This window comes from Streptomyces sp. R-74717, assembly GCF_047305335.1.
Classification (GTDB): Bacteria; Actinomycetota; Actinomycetes; order Streptomycetales; family Streptomycetaceae; genus Streptomyces; species Streptomyces atratus.
Genome location: NZ_CP102361.1, coordinates 2,611,665 through 2,631,119 on the forward strand (window position 1 = coordinate 2,611,665; position 19,455 = coordinate 2,631,119).

The following is a 19,455-nucleotide window of genomic DNA, read 5'->3' on the forward strand; positions in this document are numbered from 1 at the left end:
TCACACCTGGGGGCTGAAGAAGTAGGTGTCACGCCGGCGGAAGAGACCGTCCTCGGCGACCTGGAAGAAATCCGCGAACCGTACGCACACGTCTTTCCCGTTCTCGAGCCGGCCCTCGAAATCGCCGTGCACGGCGATCAGTTCCTTGTTCGCCACGACTCCGCGCAATGAATGCTTTCCTGATTCGATGACACGGTCCTGCCGGTAGAACCGCTCCAGTTCACCGATTCCGTGCAGGGACGGATATCCCGGCCGCTCGTACACCACATCCGTCGTGAACAGCGACACAAGACCGGGAATGTCATTCCGGTCGACCAGGTCGTAGTACCGCTCGACCAGACCTATGGCTTCCTCGACGAAGATCACGCAGCAGACACCCCGTTCACAGTCGTTCCGCAGCAGTCGCTCCGGAAAGGTGATGCATCACGAATTTCAGCGATTCGGGCAGGGCGCGGTTCACGAAGTCCCAGTCGTGACCGCCCTGCCGCTCGTGGTACTCCGGCCGCCAGCCCCGCTCCCGCAGCGTGTCCCGTGTACGGCGGTTCATCCCGATCACACGGTCGTGGTCGCCGGTGCCCACGTCGAGGTAAAGAGCCGGACGGGGGCCGTCGTGCGGCTCGTCGGCCAGCCGGCGCGGATCGTAGAGCCGGCGGGTGGCGCTGCCCGGCGGGCCCCAGACCCGCTCGTGGACCTCTTCCGTGGGCATGGCGAAGCCGGGGTCCCCACGGAACGCGGCGTACGGGTCGCCGATGCGCGTGCCCGCCTCGAAGGCACCGGCGTGCGCGGCGGCCGCGCCGAACAGCCCACGGTGCCGCAGCGCCAGGAACAGCGCGGCGGCGCCCCCCATGGAGAATCCGCCGACCGCCTGGCCCTCGCGGCGGGCCACCGTGTTGAACTCGTTGTTCACGCTCGCCACGAGGTCCTCGGCGAGGTAGTCCTCGTACCGCTGCCCGGCGTGGTCGTTGATGAACCAGCGGCGGCCGCTCTCCGGCAGGACGACGATCAGCCGGCTGCCCGCCAGGGCCTGGCACAGCACGGAACGGCGCAGCCAGGTGTCCCGCCCGCCGCCGTAGCCGTGCAGGAGGTACAGCACCGGGTGGGCGGGGCCGTGGTCCGTGTACGTGTCGGGCAGCACGACGTTGACCCGCTTGTCACGGCCCAGCGCCCGGCTGGGCCAGCACAGGGTCATGACTCGGGTGTGCACGGCCCCTCCTCGCTCCGGGCCGCCGCGGCGGCGAGCGCCCGCCGGTCGGCCTTGCCCGTCGACGTACGGGGAAGACCGTCCACGACGGCGAAGCGGGCCGGGACCATGTAGCGCGGCAGGGTCCGGGCACAGTGGTGGCGCAGCCGCGCCTCGTCGATCGACGCCCCGGACTCCGGTACCACGTACGCCTCCAGGCGTACGTCGTCCTCCCCGGCCCCGACGGCCGTGCAGACCGTCTCGTGGACCTCGGGCAGCGCCAGCAGCGTCGCCTCGATCTCCTCCGGCTCGATCCGGTAGCCGCGGACCTTGACCATGTGGTCGCGCCGCCCGGCGAACGTGTAGGTCCGCGCGCCGTCGGACCTGACGATGTCTCCGGTCCGGTGGACCGGCGCGGGCTCGGCGGGCGGGCCCGCGGGCGTCCAGTAGCCGAGCATCACCGAGTCGCCGCGGACCGCGAGTTCGCCCTCGGCGCCCGGTGCGTCCGGTACGGCGCGGCCGTCCGCGTCGAGCAGGGTGGTGGTGGCGTACGGGCAGGGGGTGCCGATGGGCGGCGGCGCGACGCGGTCCGGTGCCAGGTCCTCGTCGGTGACCCGGTGGAAGGTGCAGACGTTGGTCTCGGTCGGCCCGTAGAGGTTGTAGAGCTCCGCCCCGCCGAGCACGCCGCGCAGCCTTCTGAGGTGCTTGAGCGGGAACGCCTCGCCCGCGAACAGCACCGTCCGCAGCCCGCAGGAGGCGAGCTCGCCGCTGTTCCTCGCGTCGAGCATCCGCACCAGCGCGCCCGGGACCGAATACCAGACGCTGATCTTCTCGGCCACCACGAGCCGGTTCAGCGCCATGCCGAGGGCCTTGTGGTGCTCCGGGACGAGGACGAGACAGGCTCCGGTGCCCGCCGCCGCGAAGATGTCGAAGACCGACAGGTCGAAGTGGACGGGTGCGTGGGAGGCGAGCCGGTCATCGGACGTGATGCGGAACTCCGCGACGGCCCAGTCGACGAAGGCACGGGCGTTGCGGTGGGAGAGCATGACGCCCTTGGGGACGCCGGTCGAACCGGAGGTGTAGAGGACGTAGGCCAGGTCGCCGGGGGCCACGGATGCGGGCCGGAACCCTTTGGGGACGGGCCGCCGCGCCGCCCGGCCCCAGCCGAGGCGAGGGGGGACAAAGACGGCTGGTGCGGCGTCCGTCGCCTGCCCGTCCTCGACCTCCTCCTCGTCGACGACCACGACGAGCCGGACCGCGGCCGACCAGCCGTCCGTGCCCGGCCCGTCCGTGCTGTGTCCGTCGCTGCCGTCCTGCCCGTCCGTGCTCTGCCCCTGCGTGTCCGGTGCGAGCAGGTCGAGCCGTCCGCGGTCCGTGACCAGGCAGGCCACCGCGCAGTCCTTGAGGATGTACGCGGCGCGGGCGGGCGGCGCCGCCGGGTCCACGGGCACATACGCGGCACCGCACTTGAGCACGGCGTGCACGGCCACGACGGTCTCCACCGACTTGCCCAGCCACAGCCCGACCCGGTCGCCCGGGACCACGCCCGCCTCGCGCATCGTGGCGGCGAGGGCGCTGCTGGCCCGGTCGAGACCGGCGTAGTCGAGGGAGCGGCCGCGCAGTCTGACCGCCTCGCCCGTGGGGTGCTCGGCCACCGACCGCGCCAGGGCGTCAACGAGCGTCGGCACGCCGCTCACCCCCGGGCCGGGCGGCGGCCGCCGGCCGCGGCGGGGGCGTGCGGCGCGCCCTGGCCGTGATCCCCATCTTCTCGGCCATCAGCACCCGTTGGAGGTCCGAGGTGCCCGACGAGATGCGGGTGCCCAGGGCGTCACGGAGGTTCCGCTCGATGTCCGTGTCGGTGGTGTAGCCGAGCCCGCCGTACACCTGCATGGCGTCGAGGAAGGTCGCCACGGCTGCTTCGCTGGTGGTCAGTTTCGCCGCCTCGGGGGCGTACGAGGCATCCTGGAGGCCCAGCTTCCAGGCCGCCTGGTGGGTCAGCAGCCGCGCCGCCTCCAGCCGGAGCTGCATGTCGACGATCCGGTGCGCGACCGACTCGAACCGGCCGATGTTCTTGCCGAACTGGCTGCGGCTCCTGGCGTACTGCACGCACTGCTCGATCTGGCGCCGCATCGTACCGAGCAGCGGGGCCAGGATCAGCGAGCGCTCCCAGGCCATCGCCCGGGCGAGGATGCGCGACCCCTGCTTCTCGGCGCCGAGCCGGGCGCCGGCCGGGACACGGCAGTCCCGGAGGGTGATCTCCCCCCACGGCGCGGTGCGCATCCCCGTCTTCTCGAACCGGCTCTCCACGGTCAGCCCCTCGGTGTCCCGGTCGACGAGGAACGCGGTCACCCCGGTGAACCCGAGGGCCGGGTTGACGGTGGCGTAGACGAGGGTGACGTCGGCGATCGGGGCGTTGGTGACGAACCGTTTGGTGCCGTTGAGCACATAGCCGTCCCCGTCGCGGCGGGCCTGTGCCGTCAACGCCATGGCGTCGGAGCCGGCCTCCTGCTCGGTGAGCGCGTGGGCGCCGACCATCCGGCCGTCGCACAGCGCGGGCAGGTAGCGCTCCTTCTGCTCCTCGGTACCGAACTCCAGGATCGGGATCTCGACCGCCCAGATGTGGGCGCCGAGGGAGAGCAGCAGGCCGTTGTCCCGGCAGCCGTGGCCGAGGCCCTCCATGCCGACGGCGCAGCTCAGCGGGTCGAGTCCGAGCCCGCCGTACGTCGTCGGCACGGGCAGCGCGAGGATCCCGGCCCGCGCGCACCGCTCCCAGTCCTCCGGCTGGAGGCTGTGGGTCCGCTCCCTCGCCTCGACGTCCGCGCCCAGCTGGGTGGCGCCCACGTCGCGGAGCCGCTCGCCGAGAGCGACCTGCTCCTCGGTGGGGCTGAGGTTCATGACGCCGCGCCGGCGGGCTCGACGTCCGGGAGGGCGGCCAGCGAGGCCGCGATCTGCTCGTCGGTGGCCGTGTGGTCCTTGAGCGTGCCCGCGAGGTACTGGTCGTAGGCGGACAGGTCGAGCATGCCGTGGCCGCTGATGTTGCACAGGATGACCGTGGCGCGGCGCTCCTCGCGGGCCCGTACGGCCTCGTCGATCACGCCGCGGACGGCGTGCGCGGACTCGGGGGCGGGCACGAGGTTCTCCGTGCGGGCGAAGAGGGCGCCCGCCTCGAACGCGGCGTTCTGCCCGACGGCCACGGCCTCCATGCGTCCGTGCCGGTGCAACAGGCTGACCAGGGGCGCGGCCCCGTGGTAGCGCAGACCGCCGGCGTGCACCCCGGGCGCGACATAGGTGTGCCCCAGGGTGTACATCTTCGTCATCGGCGTGGTGCCGGAGTAGTCGTTGTAGTCCCAGGCGTAGCGCCCCCTGGTCATCTTGGGGCACGCCTCCGGCTCCACGGCGACCAGCCGGGTGTCCGCCCCGGTGCGCAGCTTCTCCCGGTAGAAGGGGAAGGCCAGTCCGGCGAAGTTGCTGCCCGCCCCCATCGACGCGATGACCACGTCGGGGAACTCGCCCGCCATCTCCATCTGGCGCAGCGCCTCCTCGCCGATGACGGTCTGGTGCAGCAGTACGTGGTTCTCGCCGCTGCCGACGGCGAAGCGTCCGCCCGTCACCGACCTGGCGTGCTCGATCGCCTCGGCGTTGGCGATGGACAGGCTTCCCTCACTGTCCGGGGACGCGGCGAGCAGTGCACGGCCCGCCTCGGTGGTGCCGCTCGGGCTGGGGATCACCCGGGCTCCGTTGAGCTCCATGAGCACACGGCGGTACGGCTTCTGCTCGAAGCTGCACCGGACCATGAAGACCGTGCAGCCGAGGCCGATCGCCTGGCAGGCCATCGCCAGCGCGGTGCCCCACTGACCGGCTCCGGTGCCCGTGGTCAGTTCCTGGACGCCGGCCTTCTTGTAGTAGTACGCCTGCGCCAGCGCTGAGTTGAGCTTGTGACTGCCCGCCGCGTTGGCGCCCTCGTACTTGTAGTAGATGTGCGCGGGGGTGTCCAAGGCCCGCTCCAGCGCGTGGGCGCGCACCAGGGGGGTGGGCCGCCAGCGCTGGTACTGCCGACGCACCTCGTCGGGGATCTCCACGTGGCGCCTGCCGCCGACGCTGTCCCGGTACATGGACAGGGGGATGTTCGGTGCCTGCCGTTCCGCCGCGGCCGTGGGGGCGCTCGGGGCGGGGCGGGCCCTGCGCACGCCCTCCGTCGGCACGTCGAGGTCGGCCAGGATGTTGTACCAGTGGGTGGGGACGTCGCTCTCGTCCAAAAGGTACTGGTTGCGGTTCGCCTTCACGCGCCGGCCTCCGAACGGTTCTCCCGCACATGCCGGGACACCAGTCCGATGAGGTCGCCGACGGTCTCCAGATCGGCTTCCATGACATCCTCGTCGTCGATGTGGCCGCCGAACTCGTCCTCGACCGCCAGCAGCAGTTGCAGCAGATTCAGGGAATCGAGCTGAATCGTCGGCGAGTAGAGCGACATCCCGTCCTTGATCTCCTCCGGGCTCAGCCGAAGGTCGAGGACGTCGGTCATGAGCTTCCGTACGACGCCCGCCAACTCGTAGTCATTGCTGTCCATCGTGGGTTCCCTTCGAACTACCGGGCGCGGACCGAAGTCAGCCGTGCAGCGATATCGGCGACGAGTTCCGCCTGCCGATCCCGCAGATAGAAATGACCGCCCGGAAGTGTGCGCGCCGCGAATTCCGCCGTGGTGAGGTCACGCCATGCCCCGATGTCGGCGGCGGAGACCTCCGGGTCGGAATCACCCGCGTACGCCGTCACCGGAATGTCCACCCGTTGCACCTGGGTGCGCCGGTAGTTCTCGATGAGCCGCATATCGGACCGCAGCGAGGGAATCACCAACTGCCGCAGGTCGGGGTCGGCGTACACCTCCTCCTCCACGCCCCCGAGGGCGCGCAGCCCCGCCAACAGCGCCTCGTCGTCACGCAGGTGCAGGTCCCTGCCCTCGCGCCGGCTCAGCGGTGAGGTCTGGCCGGAGACGAACAACATCTGGGGGCACACCTGGTGACGGACGATCAGCCGCAGCGCCACCTCGTACGCCACGCTCGCGCCCATGCTGTGCCCGAACAGCGCCAACGGCCGGTCGGTCAGGGGCAGCAGCACCCGCGTGACGTGGTCGGCCAGCGTGCCCATCTCCGTCACGCACGGTTCGCCGAACCGCTCCTGGCGGCCCGGGTACTGCACGGCGACGAGCTCCACGTCCGCGGGCAGGTCGCGGGTCCAGGCATGGTAGGCGCCCGCGGTACCCCCCGCGTGCGGCAGGCAGACGAGTCGGATCCGAGGCGCCGGCACCGGCTCGAACCGCTTGAGCCAGGCGCTTTCGGAACGCTGAGCGGGAATTGCGGATGAGGACACTGGTCGCCTCTCCATCGGGCGGCAAACAACCGTCGGTCACTTCCGAATCGGCACCCTAGCCGGTTCCTCATCCATCGTCACTGCCCTTTCGGGCAGGGGCAGTTGGCCGTACAGGTTGCTTCCAGTCCCGGGAACAGCTCTCCCGTAGGCTGTAATCGCCCCGCATGGAACCTCTGCCCGTGAATTCTGTTTACGGCGGTATGTGGCGCGCCCATGGATGCGGACCGCTCCACTTTTCCCGAATTGTTTCTCCCCCGCACCCGTGCGTGTCCGTTCCGCCGATCCACTCCCTGCCCGCTCCTTCGACGCCGGAGTCATCGTGACCCTCCGAATGCCCCAGATCCGGGTGGACTTCCCCACGGAACTCAGCCCTTTCCGGGACCAGGTGGAAGAGAGCACCCGCGCGTTCGTCCGGCGGTTCGGCCTCGTGCCCGACGAGGTGGCCCGCCGGCATCACGAGCGGTCGCTGCTCGGCACCCTGATGTCGCGTGCCTATCCGCACGCGGGCCGCACCGAACTCGCCCTGGTCACCGACTGGATCAGCTGCATGCTGGTGCTGGACGACCAGTTCGACGAGACGGACCTGGGCAAGGACCCCGGGCGGCTGCGCGCGGTGTGCCGCGAGGTGCTCGGCTGGCTCACCCCCGACGGCTCCGTCGCCGAGGCCGTGCCCGACACGGCGGAACACTCGGTGGTCACGGCCTTCCGGCCGGCCTTCGCCGACCTGTGGCGCCGCACCCGTCCGTACACCTCCGACGCCTGGCGGACCCGGCTCGCCGGGCACATCGGCGCGTTCTTCGACACCTGCGCCTGGGAGGCCGAGAACCGTCTCACGGGGCGCACGCCGGAGCTGGACGAGTACATCGCGATGCGCGGCCGGGCCCTCATGCCGTACCTGGACCTCATCGAGGTCACCACGCACTTCGAGATCCCGGCGGAGATATACCGGCTGCCGGTGTTCGCCGAGCTGAACCAGTCCCTCTCCGACGCCGACCTGTGGACCAACGACCTCTTCTCCTGCGAGAAGGAGGCCCTGCTGGGCGACCCGCACAACCTGGTGGTCGTCCACCGGCACGCCCATGGCACCGACCTCCAGACCGCCGCGGACGCGGTGGGTGAGATGGTCCAGGGCCGCGTCACCACCTTCACCGACCTCAGCCGGACGTTCCCCGACGCGCCGCTGCGGGACTCCCTCGATCCGTCCCTGCTCGCTCCGCTGGCCCGCCATGTCGCGGGCCTGCGCAGCTGGCTGACCGGCCAGCTCCGGTGGCGCTACGAGACCCGGCGCTTCGACCCCACGCGCCCCGAAGTGACCAGTGCCGCCGGCTCCACCCCGCTGTAGTCCACGGCCACACCACACGATCCGGATCGAGGAGCGACATGCGGAACCGGTATGCCACCGTTGAGTACTTGCGGTCCCTCGACCCGAAGGCGGACCACGAGGAGATCCACCGCACGTCCTCCGACCGGGAGTTCCCGTGGGACTACGGCCGGGGTCTCGAGGTGGCCATCTGGCGGACCTGCTGCATACCGAGCATCGCCGAACTCCTGGACGGCACGAGCGAGTTCGCCCGGCAGGCACAGAAGCGCTACGACGACACCCGGATCCTGCTCGGCGAGATCGTGCGCAACGGCTACGCCTCCGAGCGCGGCCGGCAGGCCCTGCGGCAGATCAACCTGGCGCACCGCCGCTACTCGATCTCCAACGACGACATGCTGTACGTGCTGTCCACGTTCGTCTTCGAGCCCATCCGATGGATCGACCGCTGGGCCTGGCGCGGGACCGTCGAGACGGAGCGGCTGTCCGCCTTCTACTTCTACCGGGAAGTGGGGGCCCGGATGAACATCCAGGACCTCCCCAGCGAGTACACCGAGTTCGAGCGGTTCAACGTGGAGTACGAGCGGGCGAACTTCCGGCTGACCCCCAGCAGCGTGCGGGTCGGCGCCGCCGTCATGAAGCTCTACTCCTCCTGGTATCCGCGTCCCGTATCCGACCTGGTGGCCGCCACGCTGCCGTGCCGGCTCGACGCAGCCGCCCAGCAGGCGCTGGGCATACCGCGGGCGTCTCCCCCGGCCAGAGCCCTGCACCGGATCGGGCTGCACGCCCACGCGCGGGCCGAGCGGGCGGCGCCGGCGCTGATGGCGCGGCTGTTGACCCGGCCGACCGCCAGGACGTACCCGGGCTATCCGCGCGGCTACCGGATCAGCGACATCGGCCCCGAGCACGCGCGGGGCACCCACCAGGGCCCCCTCGCCCTCGGCCACACCTCCGCCGAGAACCTTGAGAGCTGACCGGACCGTGACCCACTCACCGACTCCCCTGCTGCCCGTACGCGTTCCCCTGCCCGGGCGGGCCCTGCGCCTGTGGCTCAAGCTGGAGGCGCTGGGCCCCTTCGGCTCCATCAAGGCGCGTACCGCCGAGGCGCTGCTCGACGCACTGGAGGAGGCCGGCAGGCTGCGCCCCGGGCACCGGGTGGTGGAGTCGACCTCGGGAAACCTGGGCATCGCGCTGGCCGGCCTGTGCGCGGCCCGCGGCTACCGGTGCACCCTGGTCGTCGAGCCCAGCACCCCGCGCGCGAGCGTCGCGCTGATGACGGAGTACGGCGCGGACGTGGTGACCGTGCCCGAACTGCCGTCCGGCAGAACTCTCGACGCCCGGCTGGAAGCGGTCAGGGACATCCTGCGCCAGGACGACACCGCCGTGTGGACCGATCAGTACGAGAGCAGCGCCAACCCCCGCGTCCACACCACCCGGACCGCCGTGGAACTGGCCCGCGACGCCCCGGGCGGGGGCTTCGACGCGGTCGCCGTGGCGGTCTCCACGGGTGGGACGCTGGCCGGGGTGGCCGACTACTTCCGGGCGCACCGGCCCTCGACCCGGATCATCGCGGTCGACGCCGTGGGATCGGCGGCGCTGGGCGGGACCCCGGTGCACCGCCCGGACAAGCTCGCCGGGTTCGGCTCCGGGCAGGCCTCGCGGTTCGTGGCGCGCCACCACTGGGACCGCCTGGTGCGGGTCCGCGACCTGGACGCCGTCGCCGCCTGCGCGCGGATCCGGGATCGGACCGGCCTGTCGCTCGGCGGCAGCGCGGGCGCCTCGGTGCTCGCCACCGTCATGGACGCGGCCCGGCGCCCGGGGACGGCCGACGCGGCCTGTGTGTGCCCGGACGGCGGCGACAAGTACCCACAGCTCACCGGCGTCGTGACGCGGAGCCCGGAAGGGGTCACCGCCGAGGTCGCGGCGGCCCTCGACGCCCTGGCGCACGCCCGCTCCGACGAGTACGCGCACCCCGGCACACCCCCGGTCACCGAAGGAGTGGCGAAGCCATGACCGTGCACACCCCGCCACCGATCACCTATCTCGCGAGCGCCGACGTGGCACGCGTCTGCGCCGAGCTGCCCGTCGTCGAGGCCGTGGTCGAAAGGCCCGAAGAGGCCGTATCACGCGCCGAGTTGACGTTCGCGGTGACCACCACGACCGAGCCGTACGTCGAACTCGACTGGGTGCCCGAGGGCGGCACCTTCGTCAACGTCTCCCTCGACGACGCGGCCGAGAGCCTGCTGCTCGGCTGCGACCACCTGTTCGTCGACGACTGGCAGCTGGTCGCCGAGGACGACCACCGCCTGCTGGGCGTGCTCGCCGGCGCGGGCCGGATCACCGGTCCCGGCGCCCCCGCCCCCGAGGGCGGCCGGTCCGTCGACGCCGCCCTCCCCGACCTGCTCGCGGGCGCCTACCGGCGGCAGGTGGGCGACCGGGACCGCGTGGTGATCAATCCGTTCGGCATGGGCGTGCACGACATCGCGGTGGCCGCCGCGGTGCACACCGGGGCGGCCGAACTGGGCCTCGGCACGCGGCTGCCGCACTGACACCGACAGGGGAGGAACAGCCATGGACGCGACGTCAGGGGCGGCCGAGACCGCGGGGACGGCAGGGTGGCCCGGCCTGACCGGGCTGCGGGTGCTGGATCTGTCCCGCCTGCTGCCCGGCGGTTTCGCCACGCTGCTGCTGGCCGACCTCGGCGCCGACGTGATCAAGATCGAGAGCCCCGACAGGGGCGACTACGGCAGGCTCGTCGACCCCGACACGTTCGCCGCGCTCAACCGCAACAAGCGGTCGGTGGTCCTCGACCTCCGGGAGCCCGAGGGCCGCGACACGCTGCTGCGCCTGGTCGAGCGCAGCGACGCCGTCGTGGAGAGCCACCGGCCGGGTGTGCTGGAGAAGATGGGGCTGGGCTACGCGCGGCTGCGCGCCGCCAACCGCCGGGTCGTGCTCTGCTCGATCAGCGGCTTCGGCCAGACCGGGCCGTACGCGACACGGCCCGGCCACGACCTCAACTTCCTCGCCCTGTCCGGCTTCTTCGCGGTGCCGCACCGCGAGGCGGGCCCGGTGGACCGGGTCGGCGTCCGGGTCGCCGACACGGCCGGCGCCATGTACGCGGCGCTCTCCACGGCCGTGGCGGTGTTCGCGGCACGGGTCACGGGCGAGGGCCAGCACCTCGACGTCTCCCTGCACGAGGCCGCAGCCGCCTGGGCGGCCCCGCTCGCCCTGTCGCGCCACGGCCGGGCGGGGCCGGGCGGGAATCCGCTGGTCACCGGGGACAACGATGTGTTCGTCCTGGCGTGCGGGCGGCGACTCACCCTCGCCACCTTCGAGGACAAGTTCTGGATCGCCTTCCGGCGCCGGTTCGCAGCGGAGTTCCCCGCGCTCGCCGACGACGCGTACGACCGGCGGGCCGACCGCACCCGGGCCAAGGAGAAGGTACGGGCGACGCTCGCGGACGTGTTCGCGCGGCATGACCTCACATGGTGGTCCGCCGCCCTGTCCGACCTCGACGTGCCCTGGGCCCCGGTCTACGAGTCGGCGGACGAGTTCCTCGCCGACGGGCACGTGGCGGCCCGCGGCCTCGTCGGCACCGTTCCGGGCCCGCCCGGCGGCGCCCCGCAGAACCAGGTCCGTTTCCCCGTGCTCTTCGGAGCAGGGCTGGAATCCCTGCGGGGCGCGGCTCCCGCACACGGGGAACACACCGCCGAGGTTCTGGCGGAGATCGACGCCGCAGACCGACGACGTGAGGAGCCACAGTGACCGGCCGAACCGTACGGGCAGTGAACGGAAGCCCGAGACCGCGCCCGGGCTCGGTCCGGCCCGCGGACGGGCGCAGCCCGCTCGCCGACCGGACCATCGGCGCGCTGCTCCGCGAGACCGTGGCCCGCCGCCCGGAGGCCGTCGCCCTGCGCGGCGTCCCGGACGGCGGCGGCACGCCCCGGCAGTGGACGTACGCCGAGCTGCTCGCCGAGGCGGAGAGCGTCGCGTCCGGCATCCTCGCCCGGCTCCCGCGCGGCAGCCGGGTCGCCATCTGGGCGCCCAACGTCCCCGAGTGGCCCGTGTTCGAATACGCGGCGGCGCTCGCCGGGGTGACCCTGGTGACCCTGAACCCGGCGTTCCGTGCCGCCGACCTGACGCACACCCTCGGTGTCTCCGAGGCGGAGATGCTGGTCCATGCCGACCGCAGCCGCACGTACGACATGGCGGCCGTGGTGTCATCGGTCGCCGCCGGGCTGCCTCGGCTGCGCCATGTCGTCTCCCTTTCCGACTGGGACGAGCTCAAGGGCAGCGGGCCGCTGCCCGCGGAGCACGAGCCGTCCTCGACCGCCCCGGCCCAGATCCAGTTCACCTCGGGGACGACGGGCGCCCCGAAGGCCGTTCTCCTGTCCCACCAGGCCGTGGTGAACGTTCCCAAGCTGACTTTCGAGGCCCTCGGGGTGCGTCCGGGCGCCACGGTCGTCAGTCCGCTCCCCATGTTCCACACGGCCGGCTGCGTCATCTCGTGTCTGGGCCCGCTCTGGAGCGGCGGCACGTTCGTGCTGCTCGAACGCTTCGACCCCAAGGTGCTGCTCAGCACGCTGAGCGAGGCGCCCGGCGCGGTGCTGACCAGTGTTCCCACGGTACTGAGCACGCTCAACGAGGCCGCCCGCGACGTCCCGGACCGCCCAGTGCTTTCGTCCGTCCTGACCGGTGCCGCCCCGGTCCGCCCGCAGCTCATCGCGGAGACCGAACGGCTCTTCTCGACCACCGTGTTCAACCTCTACGGCCAGACCGAGCTCGCCTCCGTCCTCACCCTCACCCGGCCCGACGACACCGTCGAGGACAAGGCCGGCACCGTCGGACGGCCCCTCCCGCACGCCGAGTGCAAGATCGTCCACCCCGAGTCGGGCGCCGTGCAGCCGCTCGGTGTCCAGGGCGAGATCTGCGCCCGCGGCTACCAGCAGATGATCGGCTACTACGGAGACCCCGCCGCCACCGCGGGCAAGGTGGACGCGGAGGGCTGGCTGCACACCGGCGACCTCGGCTCGATGGACGTCACCGGGGCCCTGCGGATCGACGGGCGGCTGAACGACCTCATCATCCGGGGCGGCGAGAACATCGCGCCCGCCGCCATCGAGGAGGTCCTCGCGGAGGTCCCGGGGGTGCGGGAGGCCGTGGTCGTGGGGGTCCCCGACGACGTGTGGGGCGAGGAGGTCGCGGCCGTGGTCCAGCCCGTGCCGGGTGCGGCGCTCTGCCTGGAGGCCCTGCTGGCCCAGTGCGAGGGGCGGCTCACGCCGTACAAGATCCCGGTCCACTGGTTCCTGGCGGCGGACCTCCCCCTCACCGCCTCCGGGAAGGTCCAGCGGTTCCGCGTCGCCGAACTCGCCGTCAGCGGCCGCCTGGAACGTCTCGACAGCGGCACCTCCACTGCCTGAACCCCCTGAACCCGGAGCGCACCATGCGTATTTCCATGCAGTTGCGGTACGACGGCGACATCGTGGCCGCCGCCGAGCAGGTGGCGGAGCTCGAACGCGCCGGTCTCGACCTGATCTGGGTGCCCGAGGCCTACGGCCACGACGCCCCGAGCTTCATGGGGTTCATCGCCGCTCGCACCCGACGGGTGGAGATCGGCTCGGGCATCATGTCCGTCTACACCCGCACGCCCGCGCTGCTCGCGATGACGGCCGCCGGAGTCGACGCACTCTCAGGCGGCCGCTGTCATCTGGGACTTGGCACCTCCGGCCCCCGCGTGGTCGAGGGGCTGCACGGTGTCCCGTACCGCGAGCCGGTGGCACGGACCCGGGAGACCATCGCGGTGCTGCGCGCCTTCTGGCGGCGCGAGGAACCGGTGACGTACGAGGGCCGGGTGCACCGCCTGCCGCTGCCTCCGGGCGAGGGCGGCGGCACGGGGCTCGGCACCGCCATGAAGCTGCTGACCCCGCCGGTGCGGCCGGCCGTCCCCGTCTGGGTGGCGTCGCTGGGCCCGCGCAACGTCCGGATGACCGCCGAGGTCGCCGACGGCTGGCTGCCCATGTTCTTCGACCCCGAACGGTGCGACGAGGTCTGGGGCGACGACCTGCGGGCCGGGGCGGCGCGGCGGGACCCGGGGCTCGGCCCGCTGCGGATCTCGGCGGGCGGGCTGCTCGCCATCGGCCCGGACGCCGCCCGGGCCAGGGAGCTTGCCCGCGGCCAACTGGCCCTTTTCATCGGCGGGATGGGCGCCGCGGGGCACAACTACTACTACGACCTGGTCTGCAGGTACGGCTACCGGGCCCAGGCGGAGGCCGTGGCGCGACTGTTCCGGGCAGGTGACCGCGCGGGGGCGGCGGCGGCCGTTCCGGCGGAACTCCTCGAGGCCACCACGCTGTGCGGGCCCGAGGGCTATGTGAAGGAGCGGGTCGCGGCGTATCGCGCGGCCGGGGTGACCGAACTCCAGGTCGTCCCCGTGCCCCAGGACGGCCAGACGGAGGCCGGGCTGCTGTCACGGCTCAAGGAGCTCTGCGACTGACGAGCCCCGGTCGTCCGGTCCACGGCACCGCCGGCCCCTCTTCAGGGGCCGGCGGTTTCTTCAGTGGCCCTCGCCCCGCTCCCGCGCGGGAGGCCGCGCGGCCATGGCCGGCGGTGTGTCCTTGCCGTAGCGGCGCAGGTACTCTGCCAGCTGCTCCGGATCGTCCTTCAGAAACGGCAGATCTGTGGGCACCATGTGACGTATCGCCAGCAACGGCACAGGGCTCTTCAGCGGGCGGAATTCCGGATTCCATAAGCCACCCTTGGCCGGCGGACCGTCATGGAACTCGCCTATCATCAGCCCGCGCGAGACATAGTCCGCTTTCAGTAATTCCTGGGTGTTCTCAACAATTTCGACCACCCTGTCCCGCGGCAGATCGGGAAAGAGCACGAGAATCGTCGTGTACTGCGCGGCACCCCCATGCTGACGGGCGAGTTCGACAAACCAGTCACGGTATCCGCGAAGCGCCTCCGCGGTCTCCGCGGAGCTTTCCGGAACCCCTGATTCCACCGCCAGATAGAACAGCTCTCTGTTCATCGACGTCTTGACGAACGGGCAGACATGCCCCTTTCGCCCCACTTCGGGGTGGGGTCGGGAAAGGTAGCTGGACGCCCACTCAACTATTTCACGCAGGGACTCCTCATGCTTCTCAAGCCATGAGGGAAGGTCATTTCGCGCGAGGTCGCCCAGCTCAATCAGGGTCAGTCGCGCACTGCTTTCGCGAATCAGCATGGCTGAGTCACTCCCACCCGGGCACGCCCACCCTAACACTTCGCTTACAAGGGATCATCCAGCACAATCAATTTCAAAGCGGATCTTCGTCGACGCGCAGAAATATTTCCATGGCGCTCACGCTTCTCACTGGATAGACACTGGATGCACGATCTGCCTCTTCCGTAGCGTCGTACAGACGTGTGAAATACCTAGCCGGAATGGGTGTCAGGAACGGCTGCTCGTCAACGAACGGGGAATTGATGGCGGTCCAAGGCGCATTGCAAGACCAGACCGACGATCTCGGGGAGTTGGTGAGAAACGCGAGAGACAGAGCCCGGCTGAGTCAGCGGGTGGTGGCCGAGCGGTCCGGAATCAGCCTCCGGACATTGCGGGAGATCGAGAACGGCCGGGTACGCCTGCCGCGGCGGCACTCCATACAGCGTCTGGCCGAAGTGCTACAGGAACCCCGCCTGCTCGACCAGGCGGCCGCCAAGTCCCTGCTGGACGAGGCCGCGTACGGCGAGGACGACCGGCTGATACTCCGGGTCCTCGGTCCGCTCAGCGCGGTACGCGGCCGGAGCGTGCTCAACGCCGGCACCCCCATGCAGCAGAGCCTGCTCGGCCTGATGGCCCTGCACGCGAACGAGAGCGTCTCCCAGGCGGAGATCGTCGACGTGCTGTGGGGCGAGGCCCCCCCGAACTCCTTCAACCAGCTGGTCCACACGTATGTCTCGCGGCTGCGCGCGCTGTTGGCGAAGCACAGCGACCCGAGCTCCGACGCGTCGGCGATCGTGCGCCGCAACGCGGGCTACGAGCTGCGGATCGGCGCCGACCAGCTGGACCTGCTGCGCTTCCGCGAGTTGGCCAAGGAGGCCGAACACGCCCGGGTCAGCGGGGATCTCACCCTTGAGGTGCGGCTCCTGACGGACCTGCTGCGCCTGTGGTCCGGTCCGGTGCTGCACGGCTCCTCGCCGCGGCTGCAGCAGCACCCGCTCGCCCTGGACGCCAACCAGCGGCAGATCACCGCGGCGCTGCGCCTCGCGGAACTCGCCGTCGCCTACGGCCACTACGAGAAAGCCATCGACCAGCTGCAGCCCCTCGTGCGGCACCATCCGCTGCACGAGGGCCTGCACGCCCAGCTGATGGTCGCGCTGGCCGGAGCCGGGCAACAGGTGGAAGCCCTCAGCCTGTTCAGCAAGTTGGACCGCACCCTGCGGATCGACTTCGGTATCGACCCCGGACCCGAACTGCGCGCCGCGCAGCTGTCCGTGCTGCGTGGCGTCAGCCGCGCCACGGACGACAAGGGCGTGCAGGCCGCCCCGCCCCGGGCGGAGGCCAAGCGTCCGTACGGGCTGCCGCCGGACACCCCCGACCTGGTGGGCCGCAGCGAGCACCATCAGGTGCTGCAGCACCTCACCCAGAGCGGTTCGCCCGGCGGCCTGTTCGGCCCCTCGCCGGTCGCCTCCATCTACGGACCGCCGGGGGTCGGCAAGTCCGTCCTCGCGGTCCGCGTGGCGAACTCGTGCAGGCTCCGCTACGTGGACGGGGTGCTCTACGCCGACCTGCGCAGCGACACCCAGGCCGACGGCCACGTCGCATACACCACGCTGCACCGCTTCCTCCGGGCGCTGGGCATGGCCGAGGCCGAGATCCCGCGCGGGCTCAACGAGCGGATCTCCGCGTACCGCAGCCTGCTCGCCGAGCGCCGTGTCCTCGTCGTCGTCGACAACGTCGTACGGGACGAGCAACTGCAGCCGCTGCTGCCCGGCGGGTTCACCAGCGCCCTGCTGTTCACCAGCCGGGCGCCGCTGTCCACGATCCCGGGGGCCCGGCACTTGCCGCTCTCCCTCTTCACCGCCGAGCAGTCGGTCAGGCTGCTGACCCGGATCGTGGGCGAGGAGCGCGTGCTCGCCGAGCGTCAGATGGCCGAGGAGATCGCCGAGTTGTGCGGGCATCTCCCGCTCGCCATCCGGATCGTGGGCCAGCGTCTGGTCACCCGCCCCCACTGGTCCCTGTCGCGCATGGTCCAGCGGCTCACCGACGAACAGAGCCGACTGTCGGAACTGTCCCACGGCGAGCTCGACGTCCGCGCCCGCCTCGACACGCACTTCGTGTCCCTGGCGAGCGCCTCCCGGCGGGCCCTGCTGGCGCTGGCGAGGGCCTGCGGGGGCTCCTTCACCCTGCGGGCCGCCGCTGCCTCGCTCGGCTGCAGCCTGATCGCCGCCGAGGACGCGGCCGAGACACTCGTCGACCACCAGCTCCTCGAGGGGCCGGACTCCGCGGGCCGCTACGCGTTCCCGGTGCTCACCAGGCTGCACGCCCGCGAGCGGTTCGCCTGACGAGGGCGGAGCCCCGGCCCCTCCTCAGGCCGGGGCGAAGGCGACCGGAAGGCTGCTGAAGCCGTTGAGGAAGTTCGAATGCACCCGCCGTGGTTCGCCGGTGAGCTCCAACGCCGAGGCGTGGGTGCGCAGGGCGTCCAGTACGGCACCGACCTCCGCGCGCCCCAGGTGGGCCCCGATGCAGAAGTGCGGTCCGTAGCCGAAGGTGAGATGACGGTTCGCCGTACGTGACAGCAGGAACCGGTCGGGCTCCTCGAACACCTCCTCATCCCGGTTGGCCGAGGTGTTCCAGAGCACGACGACGGAGTCAGGCCCGATCGTGCGGGAGCCGATCGTCACCTCCTCCAGCGTGGTCCGCCCGAAGTGCATGGCCGGGGTGGTCCACCGCAGCACCTCGTCCACGGCGGTGTCCGTCCCCACCTCCCCCGCGCGCAGCAGGTTCCACTGCTCCGGGTGCTCCGCCAGCGCGTGGACCGCGCCGATCATGGAGAGCCGACTGGTCTCGTCCCCGCCGATGACGAGGCTGTAGCAGTTGAAGACGATCTCCTCCTCCGTGAGCGGCCGGCCCCCGACCGCTCCGTCCGCGAGGGCGGCGATGGCGCCCTCGCGGGGCGTCTTCCTGATGCCGTCCAGGAGGTCCAGGAAGTAGAGGAGGATCTCGTTGCGCGCGCGTACGGCGGCCTCTTCGGTGGCGTCCTCGTGCTCCGAGCTCAGCGCGGACTTGGTGAGGGTCAGCAGGTACGCCTGGTCGCTCTCCGGAACTCCCAGCAGATGACAGATCGTCCCCATCGGGATCTTCTCCGCCACGTCCGCCGCGAAGTCGCCGCCCCGCTCCACCACTTCACAGATCAGCCGGTCGGCCATGTCCCGCACCCGGCGCTCCACGGACCGCAGGAACCGGGGCGAGAACGCCTTCAACATGACGTTGCGCAGCTCCCGGTGGCGCTCGCCGTCGCTGACCGCGAGCATCTTTCCGGCCGCCGAGTCGCCGCCCGCGAGCAGCGTGGTGAGCACGTTGCCGCGCTCGGAGGTGAACCGCCGGTTGTCGCGGTAGACGCGCTGCACGTCCTCGAAGCGCGTAACCGACCAGAACCCCGGCCGGCCCTCGCCGGGCTCCGTCCAGAACACCGGGTTCCTGGCCCGGAGCCTGCGCCACAGCTCGTACTGGTCGTGGAGCTGGAAGAACCAGGGGTCGGCCAGATCCACCGTGGTGCAGTCCTCCGGGAGCTCCCACACACCGCTCATCTGCTTCCTCACGTATCGCGTCGTGGGCTCGATGGACACAGAGGCTAGCCCCGCGGGCGGGCGCGGTTCTGTCACCGGACTACACGGTGAAGTGCCCCTCCCGGCCCGGCCCGTGGGCCCCGGTGCGGCCGGGGCGGGCCACTACTCGTCCGCCCCCGCGGTGATGAAGGCCGACTCGTACGCCGTGATCACGGCCTGGACGCGGTCGCGCGCGCCGAGCTTCGCCAGCACCGCGCTCACGTGCGTCTTCACCGTCTCGGTGCCCAGGTGCAGCTCGGCGGCGATCTCCGCGTTCGTCAGGCCGCGCGCGACGAACCGCAGCACCTGGCCCTCGCGTTCGGTGAGCGCGGCCTTCTCCAGTGCGCGCCGCGCCGACTCGTTGCCGTGCGCGGCGGCGAGGGAGCGCAGCGCGGGCGGGAAGAGCAACGACTCGCCCTCGGCGACGATCCGCACCGCGTGCACGATCTCGGTGGGCCGGGCGCGCTTCAGCAGAAACCCGTCGGCGCCGGCGCACAGCGCCCCGTAGACGTACTCGTCCTCCTCGAACGTGGTGATGACGAGGATCCTCGGAGGGTCGGTGACCGTCCGCAGCACGGCCCGGGTCGCCTCGATGCCGTCCATCAGCGGCATGCGTACGTCCATGGCGACGACGTCCGGCTTCACCTTCCCCACCAGGGGAATGACGGCCGCGCCGTCCGCCGCCTCGCCGACGACCTCGATGTCGGGCTGCGCCTCCAGGATGGCGCGCAGCCCGGCGCGTACCAGCGCGTCGTCGTCGACGAGCAGGACGGTGATCGGCATG

Annotated in this window: 18 protein-coding genes; 8 read left to right on the forward strand and 10 right to left on the reverse strand. The window is 71.4% G+C overall.

The window, feature by feature from the left end; genetic code table 11:
- From NRF20_RS11650 to NRF20_RS11680, 7 genes are read right to left on the reverse strand one after another with little or no spacing between them, the layout of a single operon-like run.
- Entirely contained in the window at positions 1-366 is a 366-nt protein-coding gene (locus NRF20_RS11650; RefSeq protein WP_398630546.1) for a nuclear transport factor 2 family protein, read from the reverse strand.
- Between the two features lie 16 nt (positions 367-382).
- A complete protein-coding gene (locus NRF20_RS11655) occupies positions 383-1,204 on the reverse strand; it encodes an alpha/beta hydrolase (protein WP_398630545.1) in 822 nt (273 codons plus the stop codon).
- The gene (locus NRF20_RS11660) at positions 1,186-2,868 is read right to left on the reverse strand and encodes an amino acid adenylation domain-containing protein (protein WP_398630544.1); all 1,683 of its coding nucleotides are present in this window, start codon (positions 2,866-2,868) and stop codon (positions 1,186-1,188) included. Before NRF20_RS11660 ends, NRF20_RS11655 begins: the two co-directional genes overlap by 19 nt.
- Positions 2,852-4,075 carry an acyl-CoA dehydrogenase family protein gene (locus tag NRF20_RS11665; RefSeq protein WP_413752532.1) on the reverse strand — a complete coding sequence of 408 codons (1,224 nt, stop codon included), beginning with the start codon at positions 4,073-4,075 and terminating at the stop codon, positions 2,852-2,854. Before NRF20_RS11665 ends, NRF20_RS11660 begins: the two co-directional genes overlap by 17 nt.
- Positions 4,072-5,463, reverse strand: coding sequence for a TrpB-like pyridoxal phosphate-dependent enzyme (locus NRF20_RS11670; protein ID WP_413752533.1), 1,392 nt, complete (start codon positions 5,461-5,463; stop codon positions 4,072-4,074). Before NRF20_RS11670 ends, NRF20_RS11665 begins: the two co-directional genes overlap by 4 nt.
- On the reverse strand, positions 5,460-5,747 hold the full coding sequence (locus NRF20_RS11675; protein WP_266357021.1) for a phosphopantetheine-binding protein: 288 nt from the start codon (positions 5,745-5,747) through the stop codon (positions 5,460-5,462). Before NRF20_RS11675 ends, NRF20_RS11670 begins: the two co-directional genes overlap by 4 nt.
- A gap of 17 nt (positions 5,748-5,764) precedes the next feature.
- Positions 5,765-6,544: a thioesterase II family protein gene (locus NRF20_RS11680; protein ID WP_398630541.1), complete on the reverse strand. Its 780-nt coding sequence runs from the start codon at positions 6,542-6,544 to the stop codon at positions 5,765-5,767.
- 319 nt (positions 6,545-6,863) lie between these two features.
- Between NRF20_RS11680 and NRF20_RS11685 the strand changes: the two genes are divergently transcribed.
- Genes NRF20_RS11685 through NRF20_RS11715 form a run of 7 tightly spaced genes read left to right on the forward strand, consistent with a single transcriptional unit; the run spans position 6,864 to position 14,355 of the window.
- Positions 6,864-7,886, forward strand: coding sequence for a terpene synthase family protein (locus tag NRF20_RS11685; protein WP_398630540.1), 1,023 nt, complete (start codon positions 6,864-6,866; stop codon positions 7,884-7,886).
- A gap of 38 nt (positions 7,887-7,924) precedes the next feature.
- A complete protein-coding gene (locus NRF20_RS11690; protein ID WP_398630539.1) occupies positions 7,925-8,836 on the forward strand; it encodes an oxygenase MpaB family protein in 912 nt (303 codons plus the stop codon).
- 7 nt (positions 8,837-8,843) lie between these two features.
- Positions 8,844-9,875 carry a cysteine synthase family protein gene (locus tag NRF20_RS11695; protein WP_398630538.1) on the forward strand — a complete coding sequence of 344 codons (1,032 nt, stop codon included), beginning with the start codon at positions 8,844-8,846 and terminating at the stop codon, positions 9,873-9,875.
- Positions 9,872-10,411 (forward strand): hypothetical protein, encoded by a 540-nt coding sequence (locus tag NRF20_RS11700; protein WP_413752534.1) that lies wholly within the window; start codon positions 9,872-9,874, stop codon positions 10,409-10,411. The genes NRF20_RS11695 and NRF20_RS11700 overlap by 4 nt, the downstream gene beginning before the upstream one ends.
- Before the next feature lie 22 nt (positions 10,412-10,433).
- Positions 10,434-11,627, forward strand: a complete 1,194-nt coding sequence (locus tag NRF20_RS11705; protein WP_398630536.1) for a CaiB/BaiF CoA transferase family protein — start codon at positions 10,434-10,436, stop codon at positions 11,625-11,627.
- Positions 11,624-13,282 (forward strand): AMP-binding protein, encoded by a 1,659-nt coding sequence (locus tag NRF20_RS11710; protein ID WP_398630535.1) that lies wholly within the window; start codon positions 11,624-11,626, stop codon positions 13,280-13,282. Before NRF20_RS11705 ends, NRF20_RS11710 begins: the two co-directional genes overlap by 4 nt.
- Positions 13,283-13,305: 23 nt before the next feature.
- Positions 13,306-14,355 carry an LLM class F420-dependent oxidoreductase gene (locus tag NRF20_RS11715; RefSeq protein WP_413752535.1) on the forward strand — a complete coding sequence of 350 codons (1,050 nt, stop codon included), beginning with the start codon at positions 13,306-13,308 and terminating at the stop codon, positions 14,353-14,355.
- A 60-nt stretch (positions 14,356-14,415) separates the two neighbouring features.
- Here NRF20_RS11715 and NRF20_RS11720 read toward each other — a convergent pair whose 3' ends face one another.
- Complete coding sequence (locus NRF20_RS11720) at positions 14,416-15,087, reverse strand: DUF6875 domain-containing protein (RefSeq protein ID WP_413752536.1); 672 nt, start codon at positions 15,085-15,087, stop codon at positions 14,416-14,418.
- A gap of 242 nt (positions 15,088-15,329) precedes the next feature.
- On the opposite strand from NRF20_RS11720, the gene NRF20_RS11725 reads away from it, so the two are divergent.
- Positions 15,330-17,408: a BTAD domain-containing putative transcriptional regulator gene (locus NRF20_RS11725; RefSeq protein WP_413752537.1), complete on the forward strand. Its 2,079-nt coding sequence runs from the start codon at positions 15,330-15,332 to the stop codon at positions 17,406-17,408.
- 24 nt (positions 17,409-17,432) lie between these two features.
- Here NRF20_RS11725 and NRF20_RS11730 read toward each other — a convergent pair whose 3' ends face one another.
- Entirely contained in the window at positions 17,433-18,653 is a 1,221-nt protein-coding gene (locus NRF20_RS11730; RefSeq protein ID WP_413752538.1) for a cytochrome P450, read from the reverse strand.
- A 141-nt stretch (positions 18,654-18,794) separates the two neighbouring features.
- Entirely contained in the window at positions 18,795-19,454 is a 660-nt protein-coding gene (locus NRF20_RS11735) for a response regulator transcription factor (RefSeq protein WP_413752539.1), read from the reverse strand.
- Position 19,455 lies beyond the last annotated feature (1 nt).

Bases quoted from the DNA above. Each gene is read 5' to 3' on its own strand.
- NRF20_RS11665 (WP_413752532.1), bottom strand. From the start codon at position 4,075: ATGAACCTCAGCCCCACCGAGGAGCAGGTCGCTCTCGGCGAGCGGCTC.
- NRF20_RS11690 (WP_398630539.1), top strand. From the start codon at position 7,925: ATGCGGAACCGGTATGCCACCGTTGAGTACTTGCGGTCCCTCGACCCG.
- NRF20_RS11675 (WP_266357021.1), bottom strand. From the start codon at position 5,747: ATGGACAGCAATGACTACGAGTTGGCGGGCGTCGTACGGAAGCTCATG.
- NRF20_RS11705 (WP_398630536.1), top strand. From the start codon at position 10,434: ATGGACGCGACGTCAGGGGCGGCCGAGACCGCGGGGACGGCAGGGTGG.
- NRF20_RS11700 (WP_413752534.1), top strand. From the start codon at position 9,872: ATGACCGTGCACACCCCGCCACCGATCACCTATCTCGCGAGCGCCGAC.
- NRF20_RS11735 (WP_413752539.1), bottom strand. From the start codon at position 19,454: ATGCCGATCACCGTCCTGCTCGTCGACGACGACGCGCTGGTACGCGCC.
- NRF20_RS11725 (WP_413752537.1), top strand. From the start codon at position 15,330: ATGGCGGTCCAAGGCGCATTGCAAGACCAGACCGACGATCTCGGGGAG.
- NRF20_RS11715 (WP_413752535.1), top strand. From the start codon at position 13,306: ATGCGTATTTCCATGCAGTTGCGGTACGACGGCGACATCGTGGCCGCC.
- NRF20_RS11720 (WP_413752536.1), bottom strand. From the start codon at position 15,087: ATGCTGATTCGCGAAAGCAGTGCGCGACTGACCCTGATTGAGCTGGGC.
- NRF20_RS11730 (WP_413752538.1), bottom strand. From the start codon at position 18,653: ATGAGCGGTGTGTGGGAGCTCCCGGAGGACTGCACCACGGTGGATCTG.